The organism is Streptomyces phaeoluteigriseus (assembly GCF_001896135.2).
Classification (GTDB): domain Bacteria; phylum Actinomycetota; class Actinomycetes; order Streptomycetales; family Streptomycetaceae; genus Streptomyces; species Streptomyces phaeoluteigriseus.
On sequence record NZ_MPOH02000019.1, the window covers coordinates 849,021 to 867,610 of the forward strand.

Genomic DNA, 18,590 nt, shown 5'->3' on the forward strand with positions numbered 1-18,590 from the left:
ATCGGCAGCGACTGACAGCCCGGAGGGCCCGTCCATACGTACGCGCGCTCCGACACCAAAGTGATGCCGGGGCGCGCGTTTCATGATCCGATGCCGGGGAACCGCGGCGCCGCTCAGTCCTCGGAAGCCGCCTTCGCAGCCGTCGCCTTCTTCGTCGCGGTCTTGGTGGCGGTCTTCTTCGCGGCCGTGGTCGTCTTCGCGGCGGTCTTCTTGGCGGCCGCCTTCTTGGCCGGCGCGGCCTTCTTCGCCGTCGCCTTCTTCGCGGGCGCCTTCTTGGCCGTCTTCTTGGCGGGCGACTTCGCGCGCTTCTCGGCGAGCAGTTCGTAGCCGCGCTCCGGGGTGATCTCCTCGACGCTGTCGTCGGAGCGCAGCGTCGCGTTCGTCTCCCCGTCGGTGACGTACGGCCCGAAGCGGCCGTCCTTGACGACGACCGGCTTCTGGCTGACCGGGTCCTCGCCCAGTTCCTTCAGCGGCGGCTTGGCCGCGGCCCGGCCGCGCTGCTTGGGCTGGGAGTAGATCTCCAGCGCCTCTTCGAGCGTGATCGTGAAGAGCTGGTCCTCGGTCTGGAGCGACCGCGAGTCCGTGCCCTTCTTCAGGTACGGGCCGTAGCGGCCGTTCTGCGCGGTGATCTCCACGCCCTCGGCGTCCTTGCCGACGACGCGCGGCAGCGACATCAGCTTGAGCGCGTCCTCGAGCGTGACCGTGTCCAGCGACATCGCCTTGAACAGCGAGGCCGTACGCGGCTTGACCGCGTTCTTGCCGGTCTTCGGGGTGCCCTCGGGGAGCACCTCGGTGACATACGGGCCGTACCGGCCGTCGCGGGCGATGATCTGGTGGCCCGTCGACGGGTCGGCGCCCAGCTCGAAGTCTCCGCTCGGCTTGGCGAGCAGCTCCTCCGCGTACTCGACCGACAGTTCGTCGGGTGCCAGGTCCTCCGGCACGTCCGCGCGCTGGTGGTTCTCCGCGTCCTTCTCGCCGCGTTCGACGTACGGGCCGTAGCGGCCGACGCGCAGCATGATGTCGTTGCCCACCGGGAACGACGACACCTCGCGCGCGTCGATCGCGCCCAGGTCGGTCACCAGCTCCTTGAGGCCACCGAGGTGGTCCCCGTCGCCGTTGCCCGCCTCGGCAGCTCCGCCGATGGCCGGGCCCGCCGCGCCCTCGCCGAAGTAGAACCGCTTCAGCCACGGCACGGCCTTCGCCTCACCGCGGGCGATGCGGTCGAGGTCGTCCTCCATCCTGGCGGTGAAGTCGTAGTCGACGAGCCGCCCGAAGTGCTTCTCCAGGAGGTTGACCACGGCGAAGGAGAGGAACGACGGGACGAGCGCCGTGCCCTTCTTGAAGACGTAACCGCGGTCGAGGATCGTGCCGATGATCGACGCGTACGTCGACGGGCGGCCGATCTCGCGCTCTTCCAGCTCCTTGACCAGCGAGGCCTCGGTGTAGCGGGCCGGCGGCTTGGTGGCGTGCCCGTCGACCGTGATCTCCTCGGCGCTGAGGGCGTCGCCCTCGGTGACCTGGGGGAGGCGGCGCTCGCGGTCGTCCAGCTCGGCGTTCGGGTCGTCGGCGCCTTCGACGTAGGCCTTCAGGAAGCCGTGGAAGGTGATCGTCTTGCCGGAGGCGCTGAACTCGACGTCCCGGCCGTCGGCGGCGGTGCCACCGATCTTCACCGTGACGCTGTTGCCGGTCGCGTCCTTCATCTGGGAGGCGACGGTCCGCTTCCAGATCAGCTCGTAGAGCCTGAACTGGTCGCCGGTGAGGCCGGTCTCGGCGGGGGTGCGGAAACGATCACCCGAGGGGCGGATCGCCTCGTGCGCCTCCTGCGCGTTCTTGACCTTCCCGGCGTACGTGCGCGGCTGTGCCGGCAGGTAGTCGGCGCCGTACAGCTGGGTGACCTGGGCGCGGGCGGCGGTGATCGCCGTCTCCGACAGGGTCGTGGAGTCCGTACGCATATAGGTGATGAAGCCGTTCTCGTACAGCTTCTGAGCCACCTGCATGGTCGCCTTCGCACCGAAGCCGAGCTTGCGCGAGGCCTCCTGCTGGAGCGTCGTCGTACGGAACGGGGCGTACGGCGAGCGGCGGTACGGCTTCGACTCGACGGACCGCACCGAGAACCGGGTGCTGTCCAGGGCGGCGGCCAGCGCGCGGGCGTTGGCCTCGTCGAGGTGGAGGGTGTTCGCGCTCTTGATCTGTCCCAGGGAGTCGAAGTCGCGGCCCTGCGCGACCCGCCTGCCGTCGACGGTCTGGAGGCGGGCGACCAGCGAAGACGGGTCCGACGCGTCCCCCGCGCGGCCGGTCGCGAAGGTGCCCGTCAGGTCCCAGTACTCAGCAGAACGGAAAGCGATGCGCTCGCGTTCCCGCTCCACGACGAGTCGGGTGGCGACCGACTGGACGCGGCCGGCCGACAGGCGCGGCATGACCTTCTTCCACAGGACCGGCGAGACCTCGTAGCCGTAGAGGCGGTCGAGGATGCGGCGGGTCTCCTGGGCGTCGACCAGCTTCTGGTTCAGCTCGCGCGGGTTGGCGACGGCGGCCTGGATCGCGGCCTTGGTGATCTCGTGGAAGACCATCCGCTTGACCGGGACCTTGGGCTTCAGCACCTCCTGGAGGTGCCAGGCGATCGCCTCGCCCTCGCGGTCCTCATCGGTGGCGAGGTAGAGCTCGTCGGAGTCCTTCAGCAGGTCCTTGAGCTTCTTGACCTGGGCCCTCTTGTCGGCGTTGACGACGTAGATGGGCTGGAAGTCGTGTTCGACGTCCACGCCGAGGCGGCGGACCTCGCCGGTGTACTTCTCGGGCACCTCCGCGGCGCCGTTGGGGAGGTCGCGGATGTGCCCGACGCTCGCCTCGACAACGTATCCGGGGCCGAGATAGCCCTTGATCGTCTTCGCCTTGGCAGGCGACTCGACGATGACGAGTCGGCGGCCGCCCTTCGCGGTCTCGCTGGTCGGGGACAACTTCGCTCTTCTCTCCGGTCGACGCTGGGGCCTCCCCAGGCCTTCTCTGCCGGGGTCGGGTCATGGTGACGCTGCGGAGTGTGACGGTACATCCCGCCCCCGTGTCAAACGGGAAAAGCCCGCAACGGCCACTCGAACGGTAACCCGACTCCCGCCATTCCTGCCGCCCGGAGTGTCCACCGGCTCTTTCCGGCCTGACCGGAGCGGCGCCTGTCAATTATCCGCCCCGATCCCCCGCGCAGTTCTCGCAAGGGATCGGGGCAAGATCCCCGGAAGCGTTCAGAGGCGGGTGAGGCACCACGCGCCGCCGGCCAGCGCGACGACCGCGACGAGGGTCGCGACGGTCGCCGATGCGACAGGGCTCACACCATGGGCGACGGGCTGCCGCTGCCGTACACGCACCGCGGTCCACACCAGCAGGCCGCCCCCGAACAGCGCGAACACCATTCCGGTGAAGATCGCCGGTCCGCTCTCCATGATCGCCCGCGCCCCTTTTCTGCACCCGCGCGTGTCCCGTCGCCCGGAGACTGGCACGCACGGGCAGCGTCCGGACGAACCCGAGGTGAACGCCGGGCCCACGGGCGGGGGCGGCGGGTCACCGACGGCGGGTACCGGGGCCGGGAGCGTCCGGCGGGCGCCGCCCTGCGGCACCAGCGGCAAATGGGACGGGCCTCACACCTGGCCCGCGCGCGGCCCTCGTCGTCCGGCGAAGCGGGCGGCGCCACATCCGGAACGGGGTGAGCGCCCGCAACACGTCGAATGCGATGCCGCGGATCTCGGTCGTTCCTGTGACGCCGTTCTTCCCTGTCGTTCTTCTCTCACAGCCTTCTTGCAAGCCTGTTCTCCGGGCCTTCTCTCTCGGCCCTCTCTCCGGGTCTTCTCCCGGCCTTCTCTCCCGGCCTTCTCCGTGGACCTTTCCGCAATCCGAGAGGGCGGATTGCGGCCGTCGTGCCGGGGCGAAGGATCGGCAGGAGAAGGATGTTGGCCTGTTTCGCCCTCAGGCCGGCTCCAGGAACCCCTGCTCCACCAGCAACCGGATCTGCGCGGGCGTACGGTCGCGCAGCAGGACCGGGTCCTCGCCGACGAGCTGCGCGATGGCGTCCAGGATCCGGCCCGCGCTCAGCGAGCCGTCGCACACGCCGGCGAACCCCGCCCCGATGGAGTCCACCTTGGTCGCTCGGCGCATGCCGCGGTTCTGGCGCAGCACCACGTGCTCCGGGTCCTCGGCGCCGGGCAGTCCGACCTGTTCCTGCACGACCTCCGCGGCAAGCCTGAAGTGCGCCGCGAGGAGGGCCGCGTCGTCATGCCCGCGGAGATAGTCGACACGCTCGAAGTGGGCCCTGACCGTGGCACCGAGCGGCTGCTCGACGGGGTGCGGCCACTCCTCCAGGGTGATGGTGGGCTCGTCGGACGCGGTCCTGCGCAGGGTGATCCAGCCGAAGCCGACGGCCTTCACCTTGCGCGCCTCGAACTCGTCGAGCCACGCGTCGTAGCGCGCGCGGTACTCGGCCGGGTCGCCCTGGTGGTCACCGGCGTCCCTCAGCCACAGCTCGGCGTACTGCGTGATGTCCTGCACCTCGCGCTGCACGATCCACGCGTCGCAGCCGCGCGGCACCCACGACCTGAGTCGGTCCTGCCAGTCCTCCCCCTCCACGTGCTGCCAGTTGGCGAGGAACTGCGCGAACCCGCCCACGTTCAGCCGTTCCCCCGCCCCTTGAACGAGCGAGCGGCACAGATCGTCCCCGCCCATCCCGCCGTCGCGGTACGTCAGCCGCGCGCGGGGCGAGATGACGAACGGCGGGTTGGACACGATCAGGTCGAACGTCTCGTCGTCCCGGACCGGTTCGAACAGCGAGCCCTCGCGCAGATCCGCGGCGGGCGCGCCGGACAGGGCCAGGGTGAGCGCGGTGATGTGCAGCGCGCGCGGGTTGAGGTCCGTAGCCGTCACGCGCGTGGCGTGCCGGGCGGCGTGCAGCGCCTGGATCCCGGAGCCGGTGCCGAGATCCAGCGCTGCGGAGACGGGCGTACGGACGGTGATTCCGGCGAGCGTCGTGGACGCCCCGCCGACGCCCAGGACGACGCCCTCGGCGCTGCTGCCGATACCGCCGGCCCCGCCGACGGCGCAGCCCAGGTCGGACACGATGAACCAGTCCTCGCCGTCCGGCCCGCCGAAGGGCCGGACGTCCACGGTGGCAGCGATGTCGTCCGCGCCGGCGCGGGTCAGCCAACCGGTCTCCACGCACGCGTGCACGGGCAGTACCTCCTGCACGCGCGCGTACGGCACCGGCTGTTGGAGCAGGAAGAGACGCACGAGCGTCTCCAGCGGCGTGTCCCCGCGGGTCGCGCGCAGCGCGGGCACGGTCTCGCTGCGCGCGAGGGCCGCGTACGCGGGGGCGCCGAGCAGGTCGAGGAGGCCGTCGGCGGTGAAGGAGGCCGCGAGCAGGGCCTCGCGCAGCCTGGCGGCGACGTCCGGGTGGTCGACGGAGGGCAAGGGGGACCGGGTGGCGTTACTCACGCCCCCATTGTGTCCCGCGGCGGCCGGCTCAGCTGTCGGTGGCCGACGCGGACGCGGCGGCCTTCTTGCAGCCGGCCTGCTTGGCCACGGCCTGCTTGACCTCGCCCTGCTCCAGGCTCTGCAGTGCGGCGACCGCGCCCTTGTACTGCTCGGAGACGTCCTTCATCTCCTTGGAGACCTCATCCAGCCCGGTGGCGAACTTCCCCTGGTCCTTCGTGTCGAGCGCGTCGACCTGCTTCTTCAGATCGGCGTAGGACTCGGACAGGACCGTGAGCTTCTGGACGGCGTCCTGCTGCTTCTTCGCGCTGCCTTCGACGCCCGGAGGGGCACCGGCGTTCTTGAGGGCGGTCGCACGCCCCTTGAAGCCGTCGGACAGGTCCTGGAAGGCCTGGGAGTCGGTCTTCTGGAGGTCCTCCGGCGCGCCGTTCTTGGCGACCTTCGCCAGCGCGTCGTAGGCGGCGACGATCTTCGCCTGCTGGGCGGGGACCGTCTCGCAGACCTGCTTGGCCCAGGCGTCCAGTTCCTTGTTGTCCTTCTCCTCGCTGCATCCCGACAGCGCCACCACGAGTACCGCACCGCCGGACAGTGCGGCCGCGAGCTTCTTGTTCACCGGTTTGGCCCCTTCCATGGCTCTCGGCCCCGGAACATACACGCCGACCAGGTGACAACCCCAGACTTGATATCCGTTTCCTTCATATTTGTTGCGCTTTGAACCAAGAGAGAGAAGGCTCACGGCCATGGCGCACCCACAGCAGGGCGGGCGGCCGACGCGACAACACGCGCCGTCCGCCCGCCCTTTGAGCTGCGGGTCCGACCCTGCCCTACGAAACCACCGCCGGATCGACCGACTTGGCCGACTCGTCGGCGTCGTCCTCGTCGCCCATGGCGATGCCGCGCCGCTTGGAGACGTAGACCGCGCCGACGATCACCGCGAGCGCGAGGACCGCGATCGTTATCCGTACGCCGAGGTTCTTGTCGTCGCCGTAGCTGAAATTGATCACCGCGGGGGCGATGAGCAGTGCCACCAGGTTCATGACCTTCAGCAGCGGGTTGATCGCGGGTCCCGCGGTGTCCTTGAACGGGTCGCCGACGGTGTCGCCGATGACGGTCGCCGCGTGGGCCTCGCTGCCCTTCCCGCCGTGGTGGCCGTCCTCGACGAGCTTCTTGGCGTTGTCCCAGGCACCGCCGGAGTTGGCGAGGAACACGGCCATCAGCGTGCCCGAGCCGATCGCGCCCGCGAGGAACGCGCCGAGCGCGCCGACGCCGAGCGTGAACCCGACGAAGACCGGGGCCAGCACCGCGAGCAGTCCGGGCGTGGCGAGTTCCCGCAGAGCGTCCCTGGTGCAGATGTCGACGACCTTGCCGTACTCCGGCGTCTCGGTGTAGTTCATGATCCCGGGCTTCTCCCGGAACTGCCGCCGCACCTCGTAGACCACGGACCCCGCAGATCGCGACACCGCGTTGATCGCCAGTCCCGAGAAGAGGAAGACGACCGCCGCGCCCGCGATCAGGCCGACCAGGTTGTTGGGCTGCGAGATGTCCATCATCAGGGTCATCGGCGCGCCGTCCCCGGAGAGTTCCTCGCCGACGTCCCGCGCGCCGGTGGTGATGGCGTCGCGGTACGACCCGAAGAGCGCCGCCGCCGCCAGCACGGCCGTGGCGATGGCGATGCCCTTGGTGATGGCTTTGGTGGTGTTGCCGACGGCGTCCAGGTCGGTGAGCACCTGCGCGCCCGCGCCCTGCACGTCGCCGGACATCTCGGCGATGCCCTGCGCGTTGTCGGAGACGGGCCCGAAGGTGTCCATCGCGACGATCACGCCGACCGTGGTGAGCAGGCCGGTGCCGGCCAGGGCCACCGCGAACAGTGCCAGCATGATCGACGTACCGCCGAGCAGGAACGCCCCGTACACACCCAGGCCGATCAACAGGGCGGTGTAGACGGCCGATTCGAGGCCGACGGAGATTCCGGCGAGGACGACGGTGGCCGGGCCGGTCAGCGAGGACTTGCCGATGTCGCGCACCGGGCGGCGCGTTGTCTCGGTGAAGTAGCCGGTGAGCTGCTGGATGACGGCTGCCAGGAGGATGCCGATCACCACCGCGACGAGGGCGAGGACGCGCGGGTCGCCGCTCTTGCCCTGGATCGCCGCGTCGGTGACGCCGTCGAGGTCGGCGTACTTCCCGGGGAGATAGACGAACACGGCCACGGCGACCAGCACGATCGAGACCACCGCGGAGATGAAGAAGCCCCGGTTGATCGCGGACATGCCACTGCGGTCGGACTGACGCGGCGCGACCGCGAAGATGCCGATCATCGCCGTGATCACACCGATCGCGGGCACGAGCAGCGGGAACGCGAGTCCGGCGTCACCGAAGGCCACCTTGCCGAGGATCAGCGCGGCGACCAGCGTGACGGCGTACGACTCGAAGAGGTCCGCCGCCATGCCCGCGCAGTCGCCGACGTTGTCGCCCACGTTGTCGGCGATGGTCGCGGCGTTGCGCGGATCGTCCTCCGGAATCCCCTTCTCGACCTTGCCGACCAGATCGGCGCCGACGTCGGCGGCCTTGGTGAAGATGCCGCCGCCGACCCTCATGAACATGGCGATGAGCGCCGCGCCGAGACCGAAGCCCTCCAGGACCTTCGGCGCGTCGGCCGCGTACACCAGCACCACGCAGGAGGCGCCGAGAAGACCGAGCCCCACCGTGAACATGCCGACCACGCCGCCCGTGCGAAATGCGATCTTCATCGCCTTGTGCGAAACGGCGGTGAGATCCTTTTCCGGTTCGCCTTCCGCCGGAGTCGCTTCCCGGGCCGCCGCGGCGACACGCACGTTACTGCGCACGGCGAGCCACATGCCGATATAGCCGGTGCCCGCCGAGAACGCCGCGCCGACCAGGAAGAAGATCGATCGCCCGGCGCGTTGATTCCAGTCGTCCGCGGGCAGCAGCATGAGCAGGAAGAACACCAGGACGGCGAATACGCCGAGGGTGCGCAACTGCCGGGTCAGATACGCGTTGGCACCCTCCTGGATCGCCGCCGCGATCTTCTTCATGCTGTCGGTGCCCTCGTCCGCCGCGAGCACCTGGCGCAGCAGCACGCCCGCGACCACGAGCGCGGCCAGCGCGACGACCCCGATGACCACCACGAGGAGCCGGTTGCCGTCGGTCAACACCGCGGCCGCGAAGGTTGAGGAGTGGTCCAACCGATGAGGGGTAGAAAGCCCCGCCATTCGTCCTCCTTGACGCTTGGGCTGAGCTCAAGATGTGGACGGATTGTAGGTACCGGAACCTGATCAAAACAGTGGGCGGCAAACGGAATTCGCCTTCGCACGCAAATCCGCCACGGTAATGCCCCCAAGGCATTGTCGTTCGTGAACGAATTCACGAAATTCGCGGCAAGATTCACTTCCCCGCGCGACAGGATTCACTTCTTCAAGATTCACTTCCTGGGACCACTGTAAGCGCGCCGTCGTCACTGCGCACACGCCGAAGGGCCCCACCGGAGTGGGGCCCTTCGGGTACATGTCTGCCCGGCCGGGCGGGACGCGGCGTGTCGGCGTCAGCCGAGCGCCGTGGCCGGCGGGGTGGTCGGCCACGTCATACGAATCAGCCCGCCATGCTCGCCGGCGGTGACCTCCATGTCGTCGACGAGGCCGCTGATGACCGCGAGGCCCATCTCGTCCTCCTCGGCGTCCACGTCGATGTCACCGGAACCCGGCGCCCGGTCACCGGGCGCGATCCGCGGGGCCTCGTCCCCCACCTCGATGGAGAACTGCTTCTCCTCCTCGATGAGCGAAACCTTCACCGGGGCGGTGATGCCACCGCTCTGATGGAGTCCGACGGCACGAGTACAGGCCTCACCCACGGCGAGCCTGACCTCGTCGAGAACGGCCTCGTCCACTCCGGACCTGCGCGCCACCGCCGCCGCCACCAGTCGGGCGGTCCTGACGTGCTCGGGCAGCGCGCTGAAGCGGAGTTCAACGGTGGCCATGCATCCCCCTCGGAACTACGGGCGTGCTGTCGGGGGGCCGGGCTGCCGACAGCCCGGTACCCCGGAGTTCAACTGGGCCTCCGGGCCACAAGGGCCCGGACGGAGTGGTCAGTCGGTGGCCGCGACCGCTTCGTCGACCGAGGTGTGAATCGGGAACACCTTGGTCAGACCGGTGATGCGGAAGATCTTCAGAATGCGCTCCTGGTTGCAGACCAGGCGCAGCGAGCCCTCATGGGCACGCACCCGCTTCAAGCCACCGACCAGCACGCCGAGCCCGGTGGAGTCGAGGAAATCCACGCCCTCCATATCGACGACAAGGTGAAAATTGCCGTCATTCACCAGCTCGACCAGCTGCTCGCGCAACTTGGGCGCGGTATATACGTCGATTTCGCCACCGACCTCGACGACCGTACGATCGCCGACGGTACGGGTCGACAGGGACAGGTCCACGGATCCTCCAGCACCTTGCTATCGAGCGGTCGTCCCTCGGAACACCTGGGCAGGAGCCCCCGGGACGGTACGCCAGCCGCGATGGCATTCAATCACTTACCGGCAGGCGTGCACGACGCCTTGGCTCCATTGTCCGTCACGCCAGTGACACACTCGGTGCCGATGGCCAAGAATCACCGATCCGATCGACCCTCGGCACAGCCCGCGTCCCGCCTGTCGCCGGGCCAGATCCTGGACCGGCTCGCCCCGGGACCGAGCCGGGCGTCGCGCATCACTCATACGGAGCATGTGCCCCCGCGCGCGGGCCGCCATGCCGTCTGGCCTGACCGGATTCGTCCGGAGGTCATCGCGGCCGTGCAGGCCTGCGGCATCGAGCACCCCTGGGCGCACCAGGCCGCCGCTGCCGAGCACGCCCTGGACGGCGAGTCGGTGGTCGTCGCGACCGGCACCGCCTCCGGCAAGTCGCTGGCGTACCTGGTGCCGGTCCTCTCGGCCCTCCTGGACGGCTCACAGGCCCCGAACGGCCGCGGCGCCACCGCGCTCTACCTCGCGCCCACCAAGGCGCTGGCGGCGGACCAGTGCCGATCCGTGAAGGAACTTTCACAACCGCTGGGCACCGCGGTGCGCCCCGCCGTGTACGACGGCGACACCCCGGTCGAGGAACGCGAGTGGATCCGGCAGTACGCCAACTACGTCCTCACCAATCCCGACATGCTGCACCGCGGCATCCTCCCGTCCCACCCCCGCTGGTCCTCCTTCCTGAAATCCCTCAAGTACGTCGTCATCGACGAGTGCCACACCTACCGCGGCGTGTTCGGCTCCCACGTGGCCCAGGTGCTGCGTCGCCTGCGCCGCCTGTGCGCCCGCTACGGCGCCTCCCCCGTCTTCCTGCTGGCCTCGGCGACGGCCGCCGAGCCCTCGGTGGCCGCCGGCCGCCTCACCGGCCTCCCGGTGATCGAGGTGGCCGACGACGCCTCACCCCGCGGTGAACTGGTGTTCGCCCTCTGGGAACCCCCGCTCACCGAGATGAAGGGCGAGAAGGGCGCTCCCGTCCGGCGCACCGCCACCGCCGAGACCGCCGACCTTCTCACCGACCTCGCCGTCCAGGGCGTCCGCACGGTCGCCTTCGTCCGCTCCCGGCGCGGCGCCGAGCTGATCTCCCTCATCGCCCAGGAGCGCCTTGGCGAGATCGACCGCTCGCTGGCCCGGCGTGTCGCGGCCTATCGCGGCGGCTACCTCCCCGAGGAACGCCGCGCCCTCGAACAGGCCCTGCACTCCGGTGAACTCCTCGGCCTGGCCGCCACCACCGCCCTCGAACTCGGCATTGACGTCTCCGGCCTGGACGCCGTCCTCATCGCTGGATACCCGGGCACCCGCGCCTCCCTGTGGCAGCAGGCGGGACGGGCGGGCCGGTCAGGACAGGGCGCGCTGGCCGTGCTGGTCGCCCGTGACGACCCGCTGGACACCTTCCTCGTCCACCACCCGGAGGCCCTGTTCGACCGCCCGGTGGAATCGACCGTCCTCGACCCCGACAACCCCTACGTCCTCGCCCCGCACCTGTGCGCGGCCGCCGCCGAACTTCCGCTCACCGAGGACGACCTGGCGCTGTTCGGTCCCGAGACCGAGGCCCTGCTGCCCCAGCTGGAGGCCGCGAAGCTGCTGCGCCGCCGCACCAAGGCCTGGCACTGGACCCGCCGCGAGCGGGCCGCGGACCTCACCGACATCCGCGGCGGGGGCGGCCGGCCGGTCCAGATCGTCGAGTCCGGCACGGGCCGCCTGCTCGGCACGGTCGACGAGGGCGCCGCCCACTCGACCGTCCACGAGGGAGCGGTCCACCTGCACCAGGGCCGCACCTACCTGGTGCGGTCGCTGGACCTGGACGACTCGGTCGCCCTGGTCGAGGAGGCCGGCCCGCCGTACTCGACGGTCGCCCGCGACACGACGGCGATCTCCGTCCTGGAGACGGACGTCGAAATCCCCTGGGGCGAGGGCCGGTTGTGCTACGGATCCGTCGAAGTCACCAACCAGGTGGTCTCCTTCCTGCGTCGACGTCTCATCACCGGTGAAGTACTGGGCGAGTCGAAGCTCGACCTCCCTCCTCGTACGCTGCGCACCCGTGCCGTGTGGTGGACGGTCACCGAGGACCAGCTGGACGCCGCCCGCATCAACCCCGAGATCCTCGGCGGAGCCCTGCACGCCGCCGAGCACGCGTCCATCGGCATGCTTCCCCTCTTCGCGACCTGCGACCGCTGGGACATCGGCGGCGTCTCGATCCCCCTGCACCCCGACACCCTGCTCCCCACGGTCTTCGTCTACGACGGTCATCCCGGCGGCGCGGGCTTCGCGGAACGGGCCTTCCACACGGCCCGCTCCTGGCTGACCGCCACCCGCCAGGCCATCGCCTCCTGCGAGTGCGAGGCCGGCTGCCCGTCCTGCATCCAGTCCCCGAAGTGCGGCAACGGCAACGACCCCTTGCACAAGAGAGGCGCGATCAGACTCCTGACCGAGCTGCTGCGGGGAGCGCCCAAGGGGGACGACGACGGCCGGGCGGCGGACTCCGGGGCGGAAGACGCAGGGGAGTTGGGCAAGCGGGTGGAGTAGGGGCCTGGAGGCGCGTGGAAAGGGCTGCGGGGCGCGGGAGTGGGTTCGGGACGGGAGGGGGTCTCCGGGGCCCGGAGAGGATCTGAGGGGCGCTGAGGGACGTGACGGGCGGCTTGCAGGGATGCCGCCCCCTGCGGGTGGGTCGAGGGCCAGGGCCAGGGCCAGGGCCGAGGGTCGGGAGTCGGGGGCGGGCGGCGGGGCCCGCCGGTGGGCCGAGGGCCCCGGGTCGGTGGCGGGGCAGGGGCGGGAGCCGCTTCCGGGATCCTGGTGAGGTGGTCGACGCCGGGGAACACCCCGGACGGGGAAGGGCGCTGCCAGCCGCTGGTCGGCCGGGAGGCGGCCACGTCGCCGGGAGGTGCCGGCCTGGACCGCGGTTGACGGAGCAGCCCCCCGGTCAGCCTCCTCCCTCCGGGACCGCCTCCGGTGCGTCCGATATCACCGGTGCGTCCGACGCCTCCGGTGCGCCCGACGCCTCCGGTGCGCCCGACACCACCGGTGTCACCGGCCCCGCAGGTCCCGCCCGCGCCCTCACCTCCACCGTGAACGGCCCCCGCCCCGCCGCCGCGGTGACGTCCGACACCTCTCCCAGGATTACGCACCGCACCAGTCGCGCACCCTGTGCCCGAGCCAGCCGGTCCGCGCGGGCGCAGGCGGCCTCGGTGCCGTCCATCCAGTGGTCCGCGGCAGCCAGTGCCGCGAGGTCAGCGCCACCGGCTGCGCGGTGCCGGGCAAGGACCGCCTGTCCGAGGGCGAGCGCAGCGCCGAAGACCACACACAGCACGGCGATCACTGCGAGGGTCCAGACGGTCGCGGACCCCCGGTCGGCCTGACCCCGGCTCCGGCCCACGAGACCGTCTCTCCAACGGCTGAGGCCGGCTGCACCCCGGCCCGCCCCGAGGCGCCGCGCCAAACCTCTCCCACGCTCCCTCATGACCCCGTCCCCCATCCAGCCACGGCCCCGCCGCCACCGTCCTCCGTGCCCCGCGCGTCCTCCGCCGCCGCCACGGCCTCCTCCCGTACCTCGAACGGCAGCCCCCGCAACATCGGCGGCTTCGCCACGACCACCACCCGGACCTGCTCGCCCTCCCTGGTGACCGTCACCCGCGCCCCACGCGGTGCCGTCGCCCGAGTCACCTCCACCACCGCGTCGGCCGGGTCCTGCCGGGCGGCGGCCCTGGCGCCGGCCCTGGCCGCGTCCACGCACTGGATCTGGGCGGTCATGACCAGCAACCCCCACACCAGCGCCATCGCGAACGCCACCAGCACCGGCAGCGCCACGGCCGCCTCCGCCGTCACGAACCCCCGGTCCGCGCCTCGCGCCCGGAGCCGCTCACGTCCCCGCACTGAGCGCCCGCTTCACGATGCCCTGCAATTCCGCCGCGACCGCCCCGCTCGTCACGACCTGGTAGAGGGCCACGGCGAACGCCACCGCCGCGACGATTCCCATCGCGTACTCGGACGTCACCATCCCCGCGTCCCTCCGCGCCGCACGCACACGCACCCGGCACACCAGGAAACGCAGCCTCGCTCGTACCGCCTTGCTCATGTCGACCCCCGTGTTTCTCGATCCCATCGCCCGTACCGGTCCTGCTGACCAGCCGAACTGCTTGACCTGTTTGACTGCTTGACCTGCTTGACCTGCTTGACCTGCTTGACCGCCTGGCTGACTGCTTGCCTGTTTGCCTGCCGTAGCTGTCGGAATGGAGGGAACTGCCGGCACCGCACGCTTGACCGGCTGACCGACCCCGACCCGGCTGACTGTCAGACACCCCTCACGGCCCACCTCCTCCCAGCACCCCACCCGCCAGGCCGATCACGACGGGCACGATGCCCACCGCGATGAAGGCGGGCAGGAAACACAGCCCCACCGGTGCGGCGACCAGCACGGCCGCCCGTCTTGCCCGAGCCGTGCCGGCGCGGGCCCAGTCGGCGCGGGCGTCGGCCGCGATCCGGGCGACCGGCACCGCCGCCGGGAGACCGGACACATCGGCCCGCTCCAGCAGACGGGCCAGCGCGTCCGCCCCCGGCGCCGAGGCCAACATCCGCCAGGCGTCGGAGGGTTCACCACCCAGCCGCACCTCGGCCGCGCCCCGCGCCAAGGCTTTTCCGACCGGACCGTCCAGCGCCTCGCCCACGGCCTGCGCCGCGATCACCGGTCCAGCGCCCGCCGCGATGCACGCGGCCAGCAGGTCGGCCGCGAGCGGAAGCTGCCGGGCCGCGGCCCGTGCTTCGGCCTCACTCATCGAGTCCGTCGCCTGCTGTCTACGACGCCACCACCACAGCACCGCCACCCCGGCCAGCCCCAGGACGAGACCGACGCCCCCACCACCGACCGTCAACCCGGCGCACACCACCGCCACCTCCGGCAGCCACCGCCGCAGGACCTCCCGCGCCCGCGGCCGTGAGATCTCCGTCCTCGCCGGCCGGACGAGCACCTCGGCGAGCCGCTGCCTCACGCGGCGCCGACGCCGCACGGTGTCCAGCAGCCGCACCACCCATCCCAGGGCCACCACGATCCCCATGGCCACCCCCAGCCTGTGGACAACTTCCGTACTCATCCCGCCTCCCGCTCCCTCATCCGTCCTGCACCGCCTCACCCGGTCGACCCGCCCCTCAGACGCCCTCCGCGCCTCGTACGATCCGCAGCGCCCACCACATCCCCAGCCCTTCCAGCACCCCGCCGACGAGCAGGCAGCCCAGGCCGGCCCCGGTGTGCAGCAGGACGTGCAGGGGGTCCGCGCCGAGTGCGGTGCCCAGGAGGAGCCCGAGGACCGGCAGACCGGCGAGCATCACCGCCGTGGAGCGCGCTCCCGCCAACTGCGCTTGCAAATCAGCTCGTTGGTCTCGCTCGGCGCGCAGGGCCCCTTCGAGGCGGTCCAGTCCGGCCGCCAGCCCCGCACCCTGGTCCACGGCCACCCGCCAGCACGCCGCGAGCCCCAACAGGCCGCCGGTCCCCCGGTTGTCGTGCCGCACCCACCAGCGCGCCAGGTACGTCCCCGCCGAACCGGGCAGCCGCCAACACGGCCGCCTGGGCCTCGCCGAGCCCTCCCGCGTCGCGTGCGGCGCACTGGAGCGCCTCACCGGGTTGCCTTCCCGAACGCACCTCCCCGGCGAGCGCCGCGCACAGTGCGATCACCGCGTCAGCCCGGCGCTCGCCGCCCGCCGCGCCGAGCGGTCCCGCCTCATCCGGCGCAGCAGGGGTACTCCGGCCGCCCCCGCGACGACCGGCAGGACCGAACCGCCCAACACGCCCACGACCAGTCCGACGACGGGTGACCACCACTCGGGCCGCCACCGTCCACGCACGCGCCGCAACTCGTGCGCCACGTCCTCCCACGACGGGGGCCCGCTGCCGACCACTCCGCCTCCGGCCAGCAACAACTGCGCCCGCCGGGCCGCCGAATACGGTCCGCCCCACAGCAGGACCGCCACCCCGACACAGGCAACGGCAGCTCCCATCGGCACGTCACCCATCACGCCGGTCACGCCGGTCACGCCCATGAACCTGTCCTCTCGTTTCGCAGCAGCTCCCTCAGTCGCTTCCAGCCGCGCTCGTACGCGAACGCGTCCGCCTGCCACCGCAGCGCCGGCACGGTCCGCACGAGCCCCGCGGGGTCCCGCTCCAGCACATGCACCTCGGCGATCCGCCGCCGCCCGGCCGGTCGCGCACGAGGTGCAGCACCACGGACAGCGCGGCGGCCAACTGGCTGTGCAGAGCGGCCCGGTCGAGCCCGGCCGCCGTGCCGAGCGCTTCCAGCCGGGCGGGGACGTCGGCCGCGGCGTTGGCGTGGACGGTCCCGCACCCGCCTTCGTGGCCGGTGTTGAGCGCGGCCAGCAGGTGGACGACCTCGGGCCCGCGCACCTCGCCCACGACCAGCCGGTCCGGTCGCATCCTCAGCGCCTGCCGCACGAGATCCTCGAGCGTGACCAGGCCGGCGCCCTCCTGGTTGGCGGGCCTGGTCTCCAGCCGGACGACGTGCGGGTGGTCCGGCCGCAGCTCCGCCGAGTCCTCCGCCAGCACGATCCGCTCCCCCGACCCGACCAGCCCCAGAAGTGCGCTGAGCAGGGTTGTCTTACCGCTGCCGGTGCCCCCGCTGACCAGGAACGACAAGCGGGCCCGCAGCAGCTCTCGCAGCACCTGGTCCCCGCCCGGCGGCACGGTGCCCGCGGCCACGAGTTCGTCGAGGGTGAACGCCCGCGGCCGTACCACGCGCAGCGACAGGCAGGTGCAGCCGACGGCCACCGGGGGCAGCACCGCGTGCAGCCTGGTTCCGTCGGGCAGCCGGGCATCGGCCCAGGGCCGGGCGTCGTCCAGGCGTCGGCCGGCCACCGCGGCCAGTCGCTGCGCGAGGCGCCGTACGGCTGCCGCGTCCGGGAAGGAGACGGCGGTCAGCTCCAGGCCGCCGCCCCGGTCGACCCACACCCGGTCGGGGGCCGACACCAGTACGTCGGTCACCGACGGGTCGGCGAGCAACGGCTCCAGCGGGCCGCTGCCGACCAGCTCGGAGCGCAGCTGTGCGGCCGCTCCGAGGACCTCCGCGTCCCCGAGAACCCGTCCCTGTTCCCGCAGCGCCTGTGCCACACGCGCCGGTGTCGGTTCGGCTCCGCTCTCGGCGAGCCACTGCCGTACGCCGTCGAGGAGTGCGCCGGAGCCTCGCGGCCGGTCGAGCCGGGGCACGGTGCTCATGCGGTGCCCGCCTCGGTCAGGGACCGCTCCCAGAACTCGTTGCAGAAGCGGGCGAGCGGTCCGCGCGCTGACGCGCCGGGCGGTGCTTTGCCGCCGTCCGGGCGCAACAGGCTCGACTCGACGGGCACCTCGCCGGCCAGGGGCAGCCCGAGCAGGCGGGCCACCTCACGGTCGTCGAGTCCCGGCGCGTACGGGCCGCGAACCGCCGCCCTCAGGTCTCGCAGGACCATGCCGACGGCGGAGGCCACTCGTCCGGCCGCGGCGACGGCGCGCAGTTCGGCGGGGACCACCAGGAGCCCGACGTCGAGTTGGGCGAGGACCTCGGCGATGCCGTCATCGATGCGGCGCGGAAGGTCGACGACCACGGTGCCCCCGCGGCGCCGGGCCGCGGCGAGCACCGCCCGTACGGCCTGCGGCGGGATGGTGACGCAGTCGCCGCGGTCCCAGCTGAGCACCCGCAGTTGATGCAGCTCGGGCAGCGACTCCTCCAGGGCGCCGCCGCCGACGCGTCCGCGGGAGGCGGCGAACGCCGGCCATCGCAGGCCTTCGGCGGTCTCGCCGCCGAGGAGTACGTCGAGTCCGCCGCCCAGGGGATCCGCGTCCACGAGGAGGGTGCGCAGTCCCTCCCGCGCGGAGGTGACGGCGAGGGCGCACGCGAGCGTGGACGCTCCGGCCCCGCCCCGCCCGCCGACGACTCCGACGGTGAGGGCGGGCCGCCCGACACCCTCGGCGACGTCGGCGATCCGGTCGACGAGCCACTGCTCGCCGTCGGGCAGCACCAGGACATGGTCGGCGCCGATTTCGACGGCCCTGCGCCAGACCCCCGAGTCGTCCTGGTCACGCCCGACGAGGACCACTCCGCGGCGGCGGGCGGCACCGCGCACGCGCCGGGCGGCATCGTCGCCGACCAGGACGAGCGGCGCTGACTCCCAGCCGCCCCGCTGCTCGGGCACCGAGTGGTGCACCTCTGGTGTGGCACCGGCGGCGGCGCACAGCCGCAGCAGGTCGTCGAGGAGTGCCGCGTCCTCGGTGACGATCAATGGCCTGCCCTGCCGCCCTCCGGCGGCGGGCGGCGGGTCGTGTGTGACGGCTCCGGTCACGGCTTCCATCCCCCTTCGCCGCGTGGCACGCAGTCCTCTGCGGCCCCGCGATTCCCTTACGTGTGAAGAACCGGCATCCGGCCTCCATATGAACGTCCGACGAAAACCGGCTCGGGCGACCGGCAAACGGAACCGGTCCTGAACTCGGCACGAGCGAACGTGTGGGAATCACGGTGCGGCGAACCGGGAAATCGTGTGGATCTTGGTGGATAACTGTGGACGAGTGGCGAGTTGTGAATATCACCGTCACCCGTACCGGTGAGCGCCGTCCGCCCTGTGTACGACGCCCGCAGGG

Annotated in this window: 13 protein-coding genes and 2 pseudogenes; 1 reads left to right on the plus strand and 14 read right to left on the minus strand. The window is 71.6% G+C overall.

What is annotated here, in order from left to right:
- Positions 1–113: 113 nt before the first annotated feature.
- From topA to bldG, 7 genes are all read right to left on the minus strand, one after another.
- Positions 114–2,954 (minus strand): type I DNA topoisomerase, encoded by a 2,841-nt coding sequence (gene topA, locus BM536_RS33550; protein WP_073495237.1) that lies wholly within the window; start codon positions 2,952–2,954, stop codon positions 114–116.
- A 279-nt stretch (positions 2,955–3,233) separates the two neighbouring features.
- Entirely contained in the window at positions 3,234–3,431 is a 198-nt protein-coding gene (locus BM536_RS33555; protein ID WP_073495239.1) for a hypothetical protein, read from the minus strand.
- A gap of 520 nt (positions 3,432–3,951) precedes the next feature.
- The gene (locus tag BM536_RS33560; RefSeq protein ID WP_094103851.1) at positions 3,952–5,469 is read right to left on the minus strand and encodes a DUF7059 domain-containing protein; all 1,518 of its coding nucleotides are present in this window, start codon (positions 5,467–5,469) and stop codon (positions 3,952–3,954) included.
- 28 nt (positions 5,470–5,497) lie between these two features.
- Positions 5,498–6,097 carry a small secreted protein gene (locus BM536_RS33565; protein WP_073495245.1) on the minus strand — a complete coding sequence of 200 codons (600 nt, stop codon included), beginning with the start codon at positions 6,095–6,097 and terminating at the stop codon, positions 5,498–5,500.
- A gap of 193 nt (positions 6,098–6,290) precedes the next feature.
- Entirely contained in the window at positions 6,291–8,696 is a 2,406-nt protein-coding gene (locus tag BM536_RS33570) for a sodium-translocating pyrophosphatase (protein WP_073495248.1), read from the minus strand.
- A gap of 329 nt (positions 8,697–9,025) precedes the next feature.
- Entirely contained in the window at positions 9,026–9,457 is a 432-nt protein-coding gene (locus tag BM536_RS33575; protein WP_073495251.1) for an ATP-binding protein, read from the minus strand.
- Positions 9,458–9,565: 108 nt separating this feature from the next.
- Complete coding sequence (gene bldG / locus BM536_RS33580; protein ID WP_009189842.1) at positions 9,566–9,907, minus strand: anti-sigma factor antagonist BldG; 342 nt, start codon at positions 9,905–9,907, stop codon at positions 9,566–9,568.
- An 81-nt stretch (positions 9,908–9,988) separates the two neighbouring features.
- Here bldG and BM536_RS33585 point away from each other — a divergent pair, with 81 nt between their 5' ends.
- The gene (locus BM536_RS33585) at positions 9,989–12,508 is read left to right on the plus strand and encodes a DEAD/DEAH box helicase (RefSeq protein ID WP_094103852.1); all 2,520 of its coding nucleotides are present in this window, start codon (positions 9,989–9,991) and stop codon (positions 12,506–12,508) included.
- A 394-nt stretch (positions 12,509–12,902) separates the two neighbouring features.
- On the opposite strand, the gene BM536_RS33590 is transcribed toward BM536_RS33585, so the two are convergent.
- From BM536_RS33590 to ssd, 7 genes and pseudogenes are all read right to left on the minus strand, one after another.
- Positions 12,903–13,355 carry an Rv3654c family TadE-like protein gene (locus BM536_RS33590; RefSeq protein WP_245873904.1) on the minus strand — a complete coding sequence of 151 codons (453 nt, stop codon included), beginning with the start codon at positions 13,353–13,355 and terminating at the stop codon, positions 12,903–12,905.
- A gap of 80 nt (positions 13,356–13,435) precedes the next feature.
- Positions 13,436–13,804, minus strand: coding sequence for a TadE family type IV pilus minor pilin (locus tag BM536_RS33595; RefSeq protein WP_342748858.1), 369 nt, complete (start codon positions 13,802–13,804; stop codon positions 13,436–13,438).
- Between the two features lie 34 nt (positions 13,805–13,838).
- The gene (locus tag BM536_RS33600) at positions 13,839–14,054 is read right to left on the minus strand and encodes a DUF4244 domain-containing protein (protein WP_073492706.1); all 216 of its coding nucleotides are present in this window, start codon (positions 14,052–14,054) and stop codon (positions 13,839–13,841) included.
- A 226-nt stretch (positions 14,055–14,280) separates the two neighbouring features.
- Positions 14,281–15,066 (minus strand): type II secretion system F family protein, encoded by a 786-nt coding sequence (locus BM536_RS33605; protein WP_073492695.1) that lies wholly within the window; start codon positions 15,064–15,066, stop codon positions 14,281–14,283.
- A gap of 55 nt (positions 15,067–15,121) precedes the next feature.
- Positions 15,122–15,967 (minus strand): annotated as a pseudogene (locus BM536_RS33610) (type II secretion system F family protein).
- 32 nt (positions 15,968–15,999) lie between these two features.
- Positions 16,000–17,195, minus strand: a pseudogene (locus BM536_RS33615) (TadA family conjugal transfer-associated ATPase).
- Entirely contained in the window at positions 17,192–18,304 is a 1,113-nt protein-coding gene (gene ssd / locus BM536_RS33620; RefSeq protein ID WP_094103854.1) for a septum site-determining protein Ssd, read from the minus strand. The pseudogene BM536_RS33615 and the gene ssd overlap by 4 nt, the downstream one beginning before the upstream one ends.
- Positions 18,305–18,590 lie beyond the last annotated feature (286 nt).